General features: G+C 68.1%; 8 protein-coding genes. 6 read left to right on the forward strand and 2 right to left on the reverse strand.

Features of this window, described 5'->3' with window-relative positions; all coding sequences use genetic code 11:
• The first annotated feature begins 84 nt into the window (after nt 1–84).
• The 4 genes from AB0L58_RS36295 to nudC all read left to right on the forward strand — a co-directional run bounded on the left by AB0L58_RS36295 (nt 85) and on the right by nudC (nt 10,135).
• Complete coding sequence (locus AB0L58_RS36295; RefSeq protein ID WP_364394501.1) at nt 85–4,134, forward strand: PD-(D/E)XK nuclease family protein; 4,050 nt, start codon at nt 85–87, stop codon at nt 4,132–4,134.
• Nucleotides 4,131–8,012: an ATP-dependent DNA helicase gene (locus tag AB0L58_RS36300; protein ID WP_364394503.1), complete on the forward strand. Its 3,882-nt coding sequence runs from the start codon at nt 4,131–4,133 to the stop codon at nt 8,010–8,012. Before AB0L58_RS36295 ends, AB0L58_RS36300 begins: the two co-directional genes overlap by 4 nt.
• Nucleotides 8,013–8,153: 141 nt before the next feature.
• Nucleotides 8,154–9,209: a potassium channel family protein gene (locus AB0L58_RS36305; RefSeq protein ID WP_364394505.1), complete on the forward strand. Its 1,056-nt coding sequence runs from the start codon at nt 8,154–8,156 to the stop codon at nt 9,207–9,209.
• Nucleotides 9,210–9,232: 23 nt separating this feature from the next.
• Nucleotides 9,233–10,135 carry an NAD(+) diphosphatase gene (nudC, locus tag AB0L58_RS36310; RefSeq protein ID WP_364394507.1) on the forward strand — a complete coding sequence of 301 codons (903 nt, stop codon included), beginning with the start codon at nt 9,233–9,235 and terminating at the stop codon, nt 10,133–10,135.
• 61 nt (nt 10,136–10,196) lie between these two features.
• Here the strand turns inward: nudC and AB0L58_RS36315 are convergent, their stop codons facing one another.
• Nucleotides 10,197–10,427 carry a mycoredoxin gene (locus AB0L58_RS36315; RefSeq protein WP_364394535.1) on the reverse strand — a complete coding sequence of 77 codons (231 nt, stop codon included), beginning with the start codon at nt 10,425–10,427 and terminating at the stop codon, nt 10,197–10,199.
• 148 nt (nt 10,428–10,575) lie between these two features.
• Between AB0L58_RS36315 and AB0L58_RS36320 the strand changes: the two genes are divergently transcribed.
• Together AB0L58_RS36320 and AB0L58_RS36325 are read left to right on the forward strand one after the other, a co-directional pair.
• Entirely contained in the window at nt 10,576–12,765 is a 2,190-nt protein-coding gene (locus tag AB0L58_RS36320) for an ATP-dependent DNA helicase UvrD2 (protein ID WP_364394537.1), read from the forward strand.
• A gap of 665 nt (nt 12,766–13,430) precedes the next feature.
• Nucleotides 13,431–13,715, forward strand: coding sequence for a WhiB family transcriptional regulator (locus AB0L58_RS36325; protein ID WP_364394539.1), 285 nt, complete (start codon nt 13,431–13,433; stop codon nt 13,713–13,715).
• A 184-nt stretch (nt 13,716–13,899) separates the two neighbouring features.
• Here AB0L58_RS36325 and AB0L58_RS36330 read toward each other — a convergent pair whose 3' ends face one another.
• On the reverse strand, nt 13,900–15,243 hold the full coding sequence (locus AB0L58_RS36330) for an AarF/UbiB family protein (RefSeq protein WP_364394509.1): 1,344 nt from the start codon (nt 15,241–15,243) through the stop codon (nt 13,900–13,902).
• Between the last annotated feature and the right edge of the window lie 37 nt (nt 15,244–15,280).

A 15,280-nucleotide genomic window follows, 5' to 3' on the forward strand; every position in this document is an offset into this window, starting at 1 on the left:
GCACCTCACCGATCGGTGAATCGCCCGCGTGGCGTGTCGGAGGTGTCTGTTGCAATAGCCCGCGTGGTGCGATCGGATAGCGCGGTGCGACTTGTTCGCCGGAACGTGGCGGCACCCCCGGCTCGGACCTGGGGGGCCGATGTTCGCGCGCTGTTCGATGCCGCGGCCGCGGTCGGTCCGATTCGGCCGGACTGGCGGCCCTGGCAGGTGCTCGGCGGACCGGGCACCGGCAAGACCGCGCTGCTGATCGAGCTGGCCGCCGAACGCATCGCCGCCGGGGCCGACCCGGAATCGGTACTGGTACTGACCCATTCGAAGCAGGCGGCGAGCACGGTCCGGGACGCCATTACCGCCCGGCTCACCGCTCCCGATTCCGCCGAAGGCGGGGTGCCCGGCGCCACCAGGGAACCGCTGGTGCGCACCCTGCATTCCTACGCGTTCTCGGTATTGCGCAGACATGCGAGCGCGCACGGCAATCCGCCGCCACGTTTGCTGACCGGTGCCGAGCAGGATGCCGTGCTGCGCGAAATGTTGCGTGGTGACCTGATCGATATCGCGGCCGGGGCGAGTGGCCTGTGGCCGGAACGACTGCAACCCGCGCTCGGCCTCGGCGGATTCGCCGAGCAGTTGCGCGATCTCATGCTGCGGGCCACCGAACGCGGGCTGGGACCCGAGGATCTGGTGCGCCTCGGCCGTGAGCACGGTCGACCGGTTTGGGTGGCGGCGGGCAAATTCGCGGTTCGCTACGAGCAGTCGATGCTGCTGCGCTGGTCGGTCGGGGTGGAGGCGCCCGAGGCGACCGCGCCCGCGCTGGATGCGGCCGAACTCGTCGGAGCCGCGCTGGACGCGCTGGCCGGTGATGCCGATCTGCTTGCGGCGGAACGGAACCGGATCCGATATCTGCTGGTCGACGATGCCCAGCATCTGGATCCGCAGGCCGCGCTGCTGGTGCGGGTGATGGGTACGGCCGCGCATACCGCGGTGGTCGCGGGTGATCCGGATCAGGGCGTATTCGCCTTTCGCGGTGCGGATTCGCGCTTTGTCGCGGACCTGGCCGCCCCGGATGGACAGCGAATCATCCTGCGGGACAACCATCGATCCGGCGGTGCGGTGGAACTGGCCGTCGCGCGGATCGCGGCCAAGTTGCCGGGCAGCGCACCTCAACGTTTTCCGGCACCCGATCACACGGTGGCACCGAAGGATGACCACACCGAGGTGCGGGTGCGGGTGCTGGCCACTCCGGCGAAGGAGGCGGCCCAGATCGCCGACCATTTGCGCCGCGCCCACCTCACCGATGGTGTGCCGTGGTCGCGGATGGCGGTGATCGTCCGCTCGGTGCCGCTGTCGCTGGCTCCACTGCGCCGCGCCCTCTTGGCGGCCGGCGTGCCGGTGCAGCAGCCCGCGCTCGATGCGCCATTGGCGCGGCGGCGCGGCGCGGCCTGGATGCTGCTCGCCCTGCGCGCGGTGCTCGCGCAGGATGCGCAGCGGCGTGGGCGACGGCGTTCGGCGGAGGCGATGTTCTCGGCCGAGGACGCATTGGATCTGCTGGCGGGCCCACTGGGTGGCGCGGATCAGATCACGCTGCGCCGGTTGCGTCGCGGTATTCGCCGCAGCGTGCTGGAATCCGCGCGCAGCGAAATCAAGGCCGCACAGGCGCGTACGGGTTCCGCGTCCAGCGCTGAACCCGATTGGCGCGCCGAGGATTTCCCACCGGATGAGGAGGAGTTCGCGCCGGATGAGGAAGGCTTCGGACCAGGGGTGGACAGCTCCGAACGGAATGTGACGACGGCCGAACGGAATATCGGCCACGTCGAACGGAGCACCGACGATGCCGACTGGTATGGCATCGAGCCGGAGTTCAGTAGCCGAGATATGGAATGGCAGCGCGACCATTCCGAATCGGACGTCGACGACGCCGAGCCGGCCTCCGAACACCCGCAACACACAGACGCCGCACAGCTGGCCGCAGCGGAGGACACACCGGCCGCGATTGAGCGGGGCGCGGACTACGACTCCGAGCGAGGCACCGGTGACGCGGAAGGAGGCACAGGCCAGGCCGAACGGGCCGCAAATGCCTCGGAGCGGGACGCCGACCAGGCCCGGCGCAGTGCGGATGGCGGCGAGCGGGACCCGGGCGAGGTTGAGCCGAACTCGCTGCGAGCCGATCAAGGCGGTGCGGCTGCTGCCGAGCGGAGCAGTGCCGATCCGGAAGGGGGTTCGTCGACGCCCGAACCGGACGACAGCCGTTCCCAATGGCGCGCCTATGCCGACAAATCCTCGGCCGAGGTGCTGTGTGACTTACTGGTCGGCCGTGCCGATCGTCGAATCATGGAGCGGCTGACCGATGTGGAGGCGGCACCGCTGAAGCGGGTGTTCGACGCGCTCGACCGGGCTGGCAAGACTAGGCGGCGCGGCGCCGGTCTCGAGGATGTGTTGTGGGCGCTGTGGACCGGGTCGCGGCTGGAACGTCGATGGGTGGCGCAGTCCGAACGCGGTGGGGCGGCGGGTATGCAGGCCGATCGCGATCTCGATGCCGCCGTCGGATTGTTCGATGCCGCGGCCGCCTATGTGGATCGGCTGCCGCGCGCGAGCATCGAGGGCTTCATCGAATTCCTTGTGCAGCAGGAGATTCCGCAGGACACCAGACCACTGACCGCGGCGGGGGAGGCGGTCGCGCTGCTCAGCGCGCACGCATCGGCAGGTCGGGAGTGGGATGTGGTCGCGGTTGCCGCTGTGCAGGAAGGCATTTGGCCGAATCCGCGCCCGCGCGGCACCCTGCTGCAGACCGAGGATCTGGTCGATCTCACCGCGGGCATCGTCGACGCGGGCGAGGTGGTCAGCCGGGCGGCCCCGATCATGGCCGAGGAGCGCAGACTGCTGCTGGTCGCGTGCAGCCGGGCCCGGCGCTCGCTGCTGGTCACCGCCGTGGAATCGGTATCGGGCGAACGCGATCTCGTACCCTCGCGGTTCCTGGCCGAACTCCTCGGCCACGACGACGACAGCGAACCCGGCGCGCTCCCGGTCGCCGACCCTGGCCGCGCCCTTGTCATGCATGCGCTGGTGGCCGAATTGCGTGGTGTGGTCTGCGATTCCGAGGCCGAACCGGAGCGCCGACGTCGCGCCGCCCACCAACTCGCCCGGTTGGCCCACGCCGGGGTGCCTGGTACGCATCCCGACCAGTGGTATGGCACAGCCGATCTCAGCTCCGCACGGTCGCTCTGGGATGACGACGACAGCGCGGTTGCCCTGTCTCCCTCCACCGTCGAGCTACTGCGCACCTGCCCGTTGCGCTGGGCACTGGAACGACACGGCGGCACCGACGGCGACAACCCACACGCCGTCAAGGGCAATCTGGTGCACACGCTCGTGCAGGCCCTGGCGGGCAAGGTACCGCAATCGCAGGTCCGCGCCGCGCTGGACCAGGCGTGGCAGGCCATCGACCCCGGCAGCGGCTGGCATTCCCGGCAGGAACTGCGCCGCACCGAGGCCATGCTGGAGACCTTCATGGCCTGGGTGCGCAATACCCGCGGTGAATTGACCCAGGCCGGTGTGGAGGTCCCGGTCGACTGCGTATTGCCACCGCGCACGGAAGACGAACGCGCCGTGCGGATTCGCGGCCGGGTCGACCGACTCGAGCGCGATGCCTTCGGCCGGTTCGTCATTGTCGACGTGAAGACCGGGAAATCGCCGGTCACCAAGCAGGCCGCGGCCGACCACGCCCAGCTCGCGACGTACCAGGTTGCCGCGGCAGCCGGCGCACTCGACGCCACCATCGGCGAGTCCACCTCCGAATCCGGCCGTGCGCAGGATGAATCCGCCCCTGCCGCAGGCGAAACGGACCGGTACACCAGCGCGTCCGGCGCTGCTGGCGAACCCCACAGCAGCACCGGCGAGCCCGGCGGTGCGCGACTGGTCTACGTCGCCAAGCCGAGCAGCAAGGAGGGCGCCACACAGCGCATGCAACCTCCGCTCGATGCCGACGCACTCGATAAATGGCGTGGCACGATTCATGATGCCGCGGCCGCCACCCAGGGCCCGAGTTACCTCGCCATGCGCAACGATGGCTGCCGGCACTGTGCGGTCGCGGGCAGCTGCCCCGTCCAGGACACCGGAAGGCAGGTGACCGACGAATGAGCGGCACCGTATCGCCGAACCGGCTCGCGGAGGCGCTCGGCCTCCCACCACCCACCGCGGAGCAGGCCGCGGTAATCGCGGCCCCACCAGGGCCGACCCTGGTCGTGGCCGGTGCGGGCGCGGGCAAAACCGAGACCATGGCCGCCCGCGTGGTGTGGATGGTCGCGAATCGTCTCATCCTGCCCGATGAGGTACTCGGCCTGACCTTCACCCGAAAAGCCGCCCAGCAGTTGACCTCCCGCATCCGCACCCGACTGGCCCGGCTCGCCGGTTCACCGCTGCTGCGTGACCTCGACACCGGCGGTGAGCTGCGCGCTCAGCTTTCCGGCGCCGAACCCGAGATCAGCACCTACCATTCGTACGCGGGTCGGCTGCTCACCCAGCACGGCCTGCTGCTGCCGGTGGAGCCAGCCGCGACACTGCTGACCGAAACCCAGCTCTGGCAGCTCGCCCACCAGGTGGTCCGCAACTGGGACGGCGATCTCGACACCGATCGCACCCCGGTGTCGGTGACCGAGGCGGTCCTCGCGCTGTCCGGACAACTCGCCGAACACCTGGTGGAACCCGAACAACTCGCCGAGGCCCACACCGAACTCGAAAAACTGGTCCACACCCTGCCCGCGGGCCCACGCCAACGCGGTGGGCCGAGCCAGGCCCTGCAGAACGTTGTCCAGGTGCAGCGCGAACGTGTCGCCCTGCTGCCACTGGTCAAACAGCTCGCCGAGGCCTTACGCCGGCGTGGCGCCTTGGATTTCGGCGCCCAGATGTCCCTGGCCGCCCGTCTCGCCGCCGAACATGCCGAGGTCGCCGCCGCCGAACGGGCGCGCTTCCGACTGGTCCTGCTCGACGAATATCAGGACACCGGACACGCCCAACGCATCCTGCTCGCCGCGCTTTTCGGCGGTTTGTCCGCCGACTTCGACGTTCGCCGCGGCGACGGCGATGCGACGCGCGGGCGTCGGTCGGATGCCGAGCAAACGGCAACCGGTCGTGGCGCACAGCGGCTGGCGGTGACCGCGGTCGGCGATCCGATGCAGTCGATTTATGGCTGGCGCGGTGCGTCCGCCGCCAACCTGCCCAGGTTCGCCACCGATTTCCCCAGCGCCCCAGGCATTCCCGCGCCGATCCTGCCACTGCTGACCAGCTGGCGGAACCCGCCGGAGGCGCTGGCCCTGGCGAATCTGGTCGCCGAACCGTTGCGTCGCAATGCCATCGACAGCGGCGGCGTAACCGTCGACGCACTGCGCGCGAAACCTGACGCCGCATCCGGTCTTGTCGCGCTGGCACTCGCTGAAACGGTTGCCGAGGAACGGGATTGGGTGGCGGGCCGGATAGCGGCGGAATGGGTGACCAAACGCGAAGCGGGGGAGCCGCCACCCACCTCGGCCGTGCTGGTGCGACGCAATGCCGATGCCGCCCCACTCGCGGAAGCCTTACGCGAACGAGGACTTCCGGTGGAAATCGTCGGCCTCGGCGGTCTGCTCGCCACCCCGGAGGTCGCCGATATCGTGGCGACGCTGCGGCTCATCGCCGAACCCGGCGCGGGCAGCGCCGCCATGCGGATACTCACCGGCGCCCGCTGGCGCATCGGCGTCACGGACCTCGCCGCGCTGGCCCGCCGCGCCAGGGATCTGTCGATCAGCCGTCTGCACGGCCATGAAGTCGATGAAATCACCGATTCGGCCGCGCTGGCCGAGGCGCTGCGCGAGGTGGCACCCGAACCGGCCGAACAGGCGGGGCTGGCCGACGCGATCGCCGACCCCGGTCCGCCGGAACAGTATTCGGAGTCCGGATTCGAACGCATCGTCGCATTGGGTCGGGAACTCGCCGCATTGCGTGAGCGCAGCGGTCAACCACTGGCCGAACTGGTGGCGGATGTGGAGCGCACCATCGGCGTCGGTGTGGAAACCCAGGCCCGCCGCGCCATGCTCGGCGCCGGTGCCGGACGTGAACATCTGGATGCCTTCGCCGAAGTGGTCGCGGGCTATGCCAGCGATTCCGGTGCCTCGCTCGGCGGTCTGCTCGCCTTCCTCGCCGCCGCAGAATCCGTCGAAAACGGCTTGGAACCGGGCGAAGTCGAGGTCGCACGGGACCGGGTCCAGGTGCTGACCGTGCACGCGGCCAAGGGGCTGGAGTGGGAGATCGTCGCGGTACCGCACGTGACCCGCGGCGTCTTCCCCTCCGGCGCGGCCTCTGGTACCTGGCTCGGCGCACTCGCCGAACTTCCCACCTCCTTGCGCGGTGACCGCAGACAGGACGATGCTGCCGAGGGCGTCCCCGTACTCGACCTGTCCGACCTCTACGACCGCGCCGACCTGGAACGAGCGATCAAGTCCCACAAGGAATCCCTGGACCGCCGTCGCATCGACGAAGATCGCCGCCTTTTCTACGTCGCGCTCACCAGAACCGAACGCGTCCTGTTCGTCTCCGCGCACCACTGGGCCGAAACCGGCACCACCCCAAAGGGACCGTCGGATTTCCTGCTGGAACTCGAGCACGCCAGCGAGGCCCCGGACAGCCCGGCCAACGGTGCGCTCACCATCGACCGCTGGGACGATGCCCCCGACGTCGATGCCGTCAATCCCTTCACCGATAATCCCGCAACCGCCGAATGGCCCCGCGACCCCCTCGGCAACCGCCGCGACCCGATCGAACAGGGTGCGTCCCTCGTCCGCGCCGCCCTCGCCGAACTCGCACACCCTTCCGCAGGCGCCACCGCGATGAACCGCGCGCCCCAACGCGCAACCCACGACAAAGCAACTACTCCAGTCGATTTCGCGGACCGCGCGCCCCATGACATCGACATGACACCGACTGTAGACCCTGCCACCGACAACTTTGCCGACCCGAGAACACCGGCCGCGTGGGCCGACGATCCGACTGCGCTCGCTGCCGACCCGTATGCGGACATCCCCCTTCCCGATGCGCCCGAACCCTTCGAGGATTTCTACGAACCGCGCGCGAGCGTGCCGGATCCACCGGACCGGGACGACTTTTCGCGGCCGTCACGCGGGCTCGATCCGCATCCTGACGATTCCGCGTCGCCCCGCGGCGACTTCGAGCCGCCTTTCGACGACTTCGAACCGCCCCCGGACGAATCCGCCCCATCGACCTCCGAACCCGCACCGCCCCATAACCATTCCGCCCTCGATCCCGACGACACCGACGGCTGGGCCGCCGATGTCGACGCCCTCCTCGCCGAATTCGAGGCCGATCAGGCCATCGCCCAGGAAGTCGAACTCCCCGGCCAGATCGCCGCGACCGCCCTGGTCGAAATGCGCGCCGACCCTGCCCAACTCGCCGCCCGCCTGCGCCGCCCGCTGCCCTTCCCGCCGAATCCACTGGCCCGCCGCGGCACCGCCTTCCACGCCTGGGTGCAGCGCTGGTTCGCCGCCGACCGTCTGCTCGGCTTCGACGAACTTCCCGGCGCGGCCGACAGCTCTGCCGCCGACGCGGGCCTGGACACCGAGCTGGTCACCATGCAGGAGTCCTTCCTCAATTCACCATGGGCCCACCGCAGTCCGCTCGAGGTGGAGATCCCCTTCGAAACCTCGATCGCCGGCACGGTGATCCGCGGCCGGATGGACGCGGTCTTCGCCGAGCCCGGCGGCAGTTGGATCGTGGTCGACTGGAAAACCGGCGCCGAACCCACGCCCGCCGACGAGCCCGCGGTCGCCATGCAGCTGGCCGTCTATCGACTGGCCTGGGCCAGGTTGATGGCGGCGCGCGACCATGGCACCGAGGCGGAAATGCTCGAACGCATCGGCGCCGCATTCCATTACGTGCGTACCGGGCGCACCATCGCGCCCGCCGAACTACCCGGCCCGGACGAACTGGCCGAGCTGATCCGCAATGCGGCACCGACGCCCCTGGAATGATCCAGACATTCACCAAACCTTCGCGTCGGGGCCAAGCGTCGGATCGGGGACCCGGTAGGCTGCCGTGCGTGCCGGAGGGACAAGCAACGCCGGAGATGGTCGACACCGTGGGATCGGCGAGCACAGGGGCGGGCGCGTCCGGTGTTCGGTGATCGCGCACGCAGTGTCGGACTGTCCAGTCGGCCGGATTTCGCGTTGGTCGGGGTGCTGCGCATTCCCGAAATCCAGACCAGCCCAGGTGCTTCGCTGGTCCGCCGGGTGCTCTTCGCGATCGGGCTGCTGTTCACTGCGGCGCTGGTGGTGTACTTCGGACGCGATGGATACCACGACAATTCCGGTGACGAGCTATCGTTCCTCGACGCCTTCTACTACGCGACGGTATCGCTGTCCACCACCGGCTATGGCGATATCGCGCCGGTGTCCCCCGAGGCCAGGCTGGCCAATATCGTCATCATCACCCCGCTACGCGTGCTTTTCCTCATCGTGCTCGTCGGTACCACCATCGGCGTGCTCACCGAGCGCTCACGGCAGGCATTCAAGATTCAGCGTTGGAGGCGCAGCGTGCGTAATCACACCGTGGTCGTCGGATACGGGACGAAGGGCCGGACCGCGATCGATGCCATGCTCGGCGACGGCGTACAGCCCGCCGACATCGTCGTGGTCGATACCGATGCGCTCGCCTTGGAGGCGGCGGCGAATGTGGGCTTGGTGACGGTGCACGGTTCGGCCACCCAGTCCGATGTGCTCCGGCTGGCCGGTGTGCAGCGGGCCGCGTCGGTGGTAGTCGCTGCCAATCGGGACGACACCGCGGTCCTGGTGAGTCTTACGGCGCGCGAACTCAACAAGAGCGCCAAGATCGTGGTCGCGATCCGTGAGGCCGAGAACACCCACCTGCTGCGCCAATCCGGCGCGGATTCGGTGGTCGTCTCCTCCGAGACCGCGGGTCGGCTGCTCGGCATCGCCACCACCACGCCGACCGTGGTGGAGATGATCGAGGATCTGCTGACTCCCGAGGAGGGCTTCGCGGTCGCCGAACGCGATGTGGAGCCGTCCGAGGTGGGCGGCTCGCCGCGCCATCTCGGCGATATCGTGCTCGGTGTGGTGCGCGGCGGTGAGCTGATCCGGGTGGGTGAGGCCGAGGTGGACGCGCTGGAAGCGACCGACAAGCTGCTCTATATCCGGCACGCACGCCGGTAATGCCGCCGCGATAGTCTCGAACCGTGGCCTCTGGATTTCAGCTCAATGGTGTTCCATTGCTTTCGCGTTCAGTGCTCGACCGGGCCGAGGAGATCCGGGCCGACGAACAGGCGCTGAAGGAGGGCTGGGCCGAGGCCGAGTTGCTCCGGATCAATAAGCGCGGGCAGTTCCGCTTCGAAGACGGTGCGCTGGTGCTGGAACCGGCGACCGAGCTGTCCGCCGAGCCGAGCCCGGCCGCGGCATTCCTCGGCATCCACGGCGGCAGACATGTGTGGGCCGTACGCGATATCGATCTGCAGGGCGCGCTGACGGATCTGCGCGCCATGGCGGGCGGTCTCGACGATCTCACCGCCGAGCTGCTCACCTCCGCGATGGCCCTGCTGAACTGGCATGACAAGGCCGGATTCAATGCCGCCGACGGCACCGCGTCCGCCGCGACCAAGGGCGGTTGGTCGCGGGTCACCGAGAACGGCCACGAAGAGTTCCCGCGGATCGATCCGGCCGTCATCTGCCTGCTCCACGACGGCGGTGACCGGGTCCTGCTGGCCCGCCAGCACACCTGGCCGAAGACGCTGTTCTCGCTGCTCGCCGGATTCGTGGAGGCGGGGGAGTCGCTGGAGCGGTGCGTCGAGCGCGAAATGCGCGAGGAGGTCGGCCTCGATGTGCGCGACATCACCTACCTGGGCAGCCAGCCGTGGCCGTTCCCGCGCTCGCTCATGCTCGGCTTCGCCGCCATCGCGGATCCCGAGCAGCCGCTGACCTTTTCCGATGGCGAGATCGCCGAGGCCTACTGGTTCACGCGGGCCGAGGTGCGCGAAGCTCTCGCCGTGGGTGACTGGTCCGCGCAGAACCAGGGCGCGCGCCTCTTGCTGCCGGGTTCGATCTCCATCGCGCGCACCATCGTGGAGTCCTGGGCCGCGCTCTGATCGAAGACACGCAGCAGTTCCGTGCGGGCCGATCGGTCCGCACGGTCGGATCGGGGCCTGATCAGGCCAACGCGGCCAACGTCTGCTTGACCGCGGCCAGCGACGGATTCGTCGCCGTGGACCCATCCGCGAACTTCACCGTCGGCACCACATGGTTGCCGCCGTTCACACTGCCGACGAACTCGGCCGATGCGGGATCGTCTTCGATATCGATCTCGACATAGCTGATGCCGGACTCGTCCAACTGCTTCTTCAGCCGTCGGCAGTAGCCGCACCAGGTGGTCGAGTACATCGTCAAGGCGGGGGTCACATCAGTCACGGACCGTTCAACATTTGACGGCCCGATCCTGTTCCATCGAACTCGAGGCGCGCCTGCACAACGCGGAATGCGATCCGGACCGGATCCCTTGCGGTGCGACTTGTCGGCGCGCACTGCCATGATGTGTGTCGTGTCGGCAACCAGTACGCGCGAGCCCACCCACCCGGAGTTGGCCGAGGCTTCGAACGGCGGGCTGGACCCCGAACAAGCCGCGGCCGTCCGCGCGCCCCGGGGGCCGGTCTGTGTGCTCGCCGGTGCCGGTACCGGCAAAACCAGGACCATCACCCATCGGATCGCGCACTTGGTTTCCGCCGGACATGTCAAGGCCGACCAGGTGCTCGCGGTGACGTTCACCGCGCGCGCGGCGGGGGAGATGCGCAGCCGCCTGCGTGCACTCGGACTCGGTGGCGCGGCCAATCAGGTGCAGGCCCGCACCTTCCACGCGGCCGCGCTGCGCCAACTCAAGTACTTCTGGCCGCAGATCGTCGGCGATGTGCCGTGGCAGTTGCTCGATCGCAAATTCCCGGTCGTGGCCCAGGCCGCGCATCAGGCCGGACTGTCCTCGCATACCGAGGCCGTGCGCGATCTGCTCACCGAAATCGAATGGGCGAAGGCCACTCTCATCGCGCCGGAGGACTATCCGGCGGCCGTGGCCGAACACCGGCGCGAGCCGCCCTATGACCCGATGCGGGTCGCGGCGGCATACAGCGGCTACGAGAAGTTGAAGGCCACACCGGACGGTCTGCTGCTCGACTTCGATGACCTACTGCTGCACACGGCCGCCGCATTGGAGGACTATCCGTCGGTGGCCGACGAATTCCGCGGGCGCTACCGCAGTTTCGTGGTCGACGAATATCAGGACGTCACGCCATTGCAGCAGCGGGTGCTCGACGCCTGGCTGGGTGACCGCGACGATCTGACCGTGGTCGGCGACGCGAACCAGACGATCTACTCGTTCACCGGTGCCACCCCGAGCTATCTGCTCGACTTCTCCCGCCGCTTTCCGGAGGCCACGGTGGTCCGGCTGGAACGCGACTACCGCTCGACACCGCAGGTGGTCTCCCTGGCCAACCGGGTGATCGGCGCCGCCCGCGGGCGCATCGCGGGCACCCGGCTGCAACTGGTCGGCCAGCGCGGCGACGGCCCGGATCCGGTTTTCGCCGAATTCGACGACGGTCCGGCCGAGGCCGATGCGGTCGCGCGGTCGATCAAGAAACTGATCGGCGCGGGCACACCGGCCGCCGAGATCGCCGTGCTCTATCGGATCAACGCGCAGTCCGAGGCCTATGAACAGGCACTGACCGAACTCGGCATTCCCTACCAGGTCCGCGGTGGCGAGGGGTTCTTCGCACGAAGTGAGGTCAGGCAAGCCATATCTGCATTGCGTCAGGTGGCCGCTCGCGAGGATCTGCCCGACCAGTCCCGCAGCGGTAAGGCCTTGGTTACCTTGGTGCGCGCCGCACTCGCGCCGGTCGGTCTCACGGCAACCGAGCCCGCGGGCGCCCAGGCCCGCGAGCGCTGGGAATCGCTGATGGCGCTGGTGCGGCTGACCGAAGAGTTGGTCGACCACGATGACGCACTCGACCTCATCGGCCTGCTGCGCGAGTTGGCCGCGCGCGCCGAGGCCAGGCACCCACCAACCGTCCAGGGCGTAACCCTCGCGTCGTTGCACGCGGCGAAGGGCCTGGAGTGGGATGCGGTATTCCTCGTCGGTATCGCCGACGGCACACTGCCGATCGCGCATGTGCTCGGCGCCGACGGTTCGGTCGCCGATCAAGCCGCGCTCGAAGAGGAACGGCGACTGCTCTACGTCGGCGTGACCAGGGCGCGCGAATATCTGCAACTGTCGTGGGCGCTCTCCCGCGGCGAGGGCAGCAGGCGCACGCGGCGCCGCTCCCGATTCCTCAACGGTCTGGTACCCGACGACTCGCCGGCCTCGCGAATCGCCGCGCCGGTTGCCGATAGCGCCTCGAATGGTGTCCGGCCGACCTGCCGGGTATGTGCTAAACCCTTGATCGGCACCTACGCCACCATGCTCGGCCGGTGCCGTCGCTGCCCGGCCGAACTCGATGCCGAGCTACTCGCGGCGCTACAGGCGTGGCGCGAGGAGAAAGCGCAGGATCTGCGGGTGCGCGAGTTCGTGATCTTCACCGACACCACACTCACCGCGATTGCCGAGCAACTGCCCACCGACGACAACGCACTCGCCGCGATTCCCGGAATCGGGGCGAAGAAGCTCGAGCAATACGGGGCCGAGGTGTTGTCGATAGTGGCGTCACGGCTGCGGTCAAGCCCACAAAACCGCAGGTAGAAAATAGGTTGTCGCGATGCGTGGCAACACATATGGTGGGAGTCACGCACCGGGAGGGCATCTCGGCGCGCAGAGTTACCGACACGAGTACAGGAGGGAGGCAGACCAATGAATGGCAATACGAACTTCAACGCCAATGGCGTTGCGGTGAATGCTGCACCCGTTATGTCGGCCTCCCGGGGGATCCTCACGAGCAGTGCCCGTTTGCGCGACCTGCAAGCAGTCGCTTTGCCGGGGATCGGTCTGTCCGGTGTCGACGTACGCGGGGATCACGGCAAAGCCATGAGCATGCATTCCCCGATGTGCGTCGTCATTCAGGACAAGCCCAGCGCGGGTTGGCACCCGGCCTTTGCCACCACGGCAGAAGCCGGCGCCTTCGCAGTTGAGGCCGGATATGCACCGGCAGATCTGCGGGCAGCACGCCTCCGCCGCACCGCACACCCAGCGACCGTGATCAGGATTCGACAGAGATGTCGAACTAGGTAGGGAACACTCCCCGACCTCCTGGCCACGGATCGCCGAAGCGAAACCGTGGCCAGTATTTTTTTTACCGGCCCTTCAGCCACCATCGGCCTCGGTTTCGCGGAACGAACGAACGTACCGCTGCAAACGAGCTGAAGGAGAACGACGTGTTCACCGCAGAGAGGCCACAAGCCGCTACTGACGTGACATGCCGAACCGTGGCACGGCCCACCCGCCCCCGGGAGGTCACAAAGGTCCTGCCTTGTCGAGCCGGAGATCCCGATCTGTGGTTCGCCGAGAGCCCGGTCCAGTTGGAGCAGGCCAAGGCGCTGTGCGCGTCTTGCCCCATCCAAAAGGTCTGCCTGACCGCGGCCATGGATCGGCGCGAGCCGTGGGGTGTCTGGGGCGGTGAGATCTTCGACCAGGGTGTCGTGATCGCCCGCAAGCGCCCGCGTGGTCGCCCGCGCAAGGTCGCGATCTCGGCATGAGGTCCGTGATGTCCCTCCCTCCGGTCGCTGAGGCCGCCTGTCCGGTCGGTTCGGATTCGGTCGAATCCGATCGGCCCGAAACCGATCGGCACAGGGCCCAGGAACGAGAAAGCAAACAAGCCGCTCACCGTGAGATCCGGTGGGCGGCTCGTTTGCGTTCTCGGCCAGTCGCTTTCGACTTCGTTCAGCTCGCGGAGCGCTCCTGCTGGAAGCCGGGCATCCAGGCCCGCACCAGTTGCATGAACGGCAGTTCGGCATCGAGCTGGGCCAGGATGCCGACCGAACCACCGAGTACGCGGAAGATCATCACGTACTGCGCGGGCAGTTGCAGTGCCCGCGCGGTCTTCATATTCGGACTGCCGATATCGGAGGCCTTACCCGCCACCCGCTGCATCCACTTGCGGGTGAAATGGAACGAATCGGTCTGGATCGGGTCGGTGAACGGCCGCAGGTAGTCGGCGATTTCCTCATCGGTAATGGTGCGGCCCGGAATCACCCAGCCGTGGTCGTACATGAGCTCGATCAGCTCATCGAAGCGTTCTTCCAGCTCGAGCGCCAGCATCCGGCCCAGGACCTCCGGGAAACCATCCGGCATCGGCGCGCAGGCGCCGAAATCGATGACGGCCAGTTTGCCGTCGGGCAGCATCATGAAGTTGCCGGGATGTGGATCGGCATGCAGCAGACCGACGGTCTCCGGCGAGGAGAAGTGGAATTTGCCCATCAGCCCGGCGACTCGATTGCGCAGCGCACGCGTGCCCTCCGGATCCTCGGCCCCCTGTTTGATGATCTGTGAGACCGGGATGCCGTCCAGCCATTCGGTAACGATCACCTTCGGCGCGCTGGCCACCACCTTCGGCACCACGATCTCGGGATGTCCGTCGAAGGCCTTGGCGAAGGTGCGCTGGTTGGCGGCCTCATTGCGGTAGTCGAGTTCCTCCTCGGTGCGCTCGGTGATCTCGGCGAGCAGCGGCTTCACATCCGCGCCCGGAATCACCGAGGTGATCAGACCGGACATCCGCGACAGTGTCTTGAGGTCGGCGCGCAGTGCCTCGTCGGCGCCCGGGTACTGCACTTTCACCGCGACGGCCCGGCCGTCTGCCCACACGGCCCGGTGTACCTGGCCGATGCTCGCCGATGCGGCGGGGGTGTCGTCGAAGGAATGAAAGCGGTGCCGCCACTGTGTGCCGAGCTGTTGGTCCAGGACCCGGTGGACGGTCTCGGCGGGCATGGGCGGCGCTGCGGCCTGCAGTTTGGTGAGTGCCTCGCGATAGTGCTCGCCGAACTCCTCGGGAACCGCGGCCTCCATGACGCTCAGCGCTTGGCCGAACTTCATCGCGCCGCCCTTGAGCTCACCGAGCACGGTGAACAACTGCTCGGCGGCCTTCTGGTTCAGCTGGGCGTTGATCTCCCCCTTATCGCCACCGGCGAGCTTCTTACCGAACCCGACGGCGGCTCGTCCGGCGATACCCAGCGGAATCTTGGCTAACTTGGCATTGCGGGACGAGCGACGGCGCACGATCTCAGACACGTACCCATCATGGCGGACGGACCCGCGCGATCGCCAC

It is taken from the genome of Nocardia sp. NPDC052112 (assembly GCF_040680135.1).
In the GTDB taxonomy this organism is placed as follows: domain Bacteria; phylum Actinomycetota; class Actinomycetes; order Mycobacteriales; family Mycobacteriaceae; genus Nocardia.

What these genes read in the sequence shown, in the direction of transcription:
- AB0L58_RS36315 (WP_364394535.1), bottom strand. Translation starts at nt 10,427, where the DNA reads ATGTACTCGACCACCTGGTGCGGCTACTGCCGACGGCTGAAGAAGCAG.
- AB0L58_RS36320 (WP_364394537.1), top strand. Translation starts at nt 10,576, where the DNA reads ATGTGTGTCGTGTCGGCAACCAGTACGCGCGAGCCCACCCACCCGGAG.
- AB0L58_RS36300 (WP_364394503.1), top strand. Translation starts at nt 4,131, where the DNA reads ATGAGCGGCACCGTATCGCCGAACCGGCTCGCGGAGGCGCTCGGCCTC.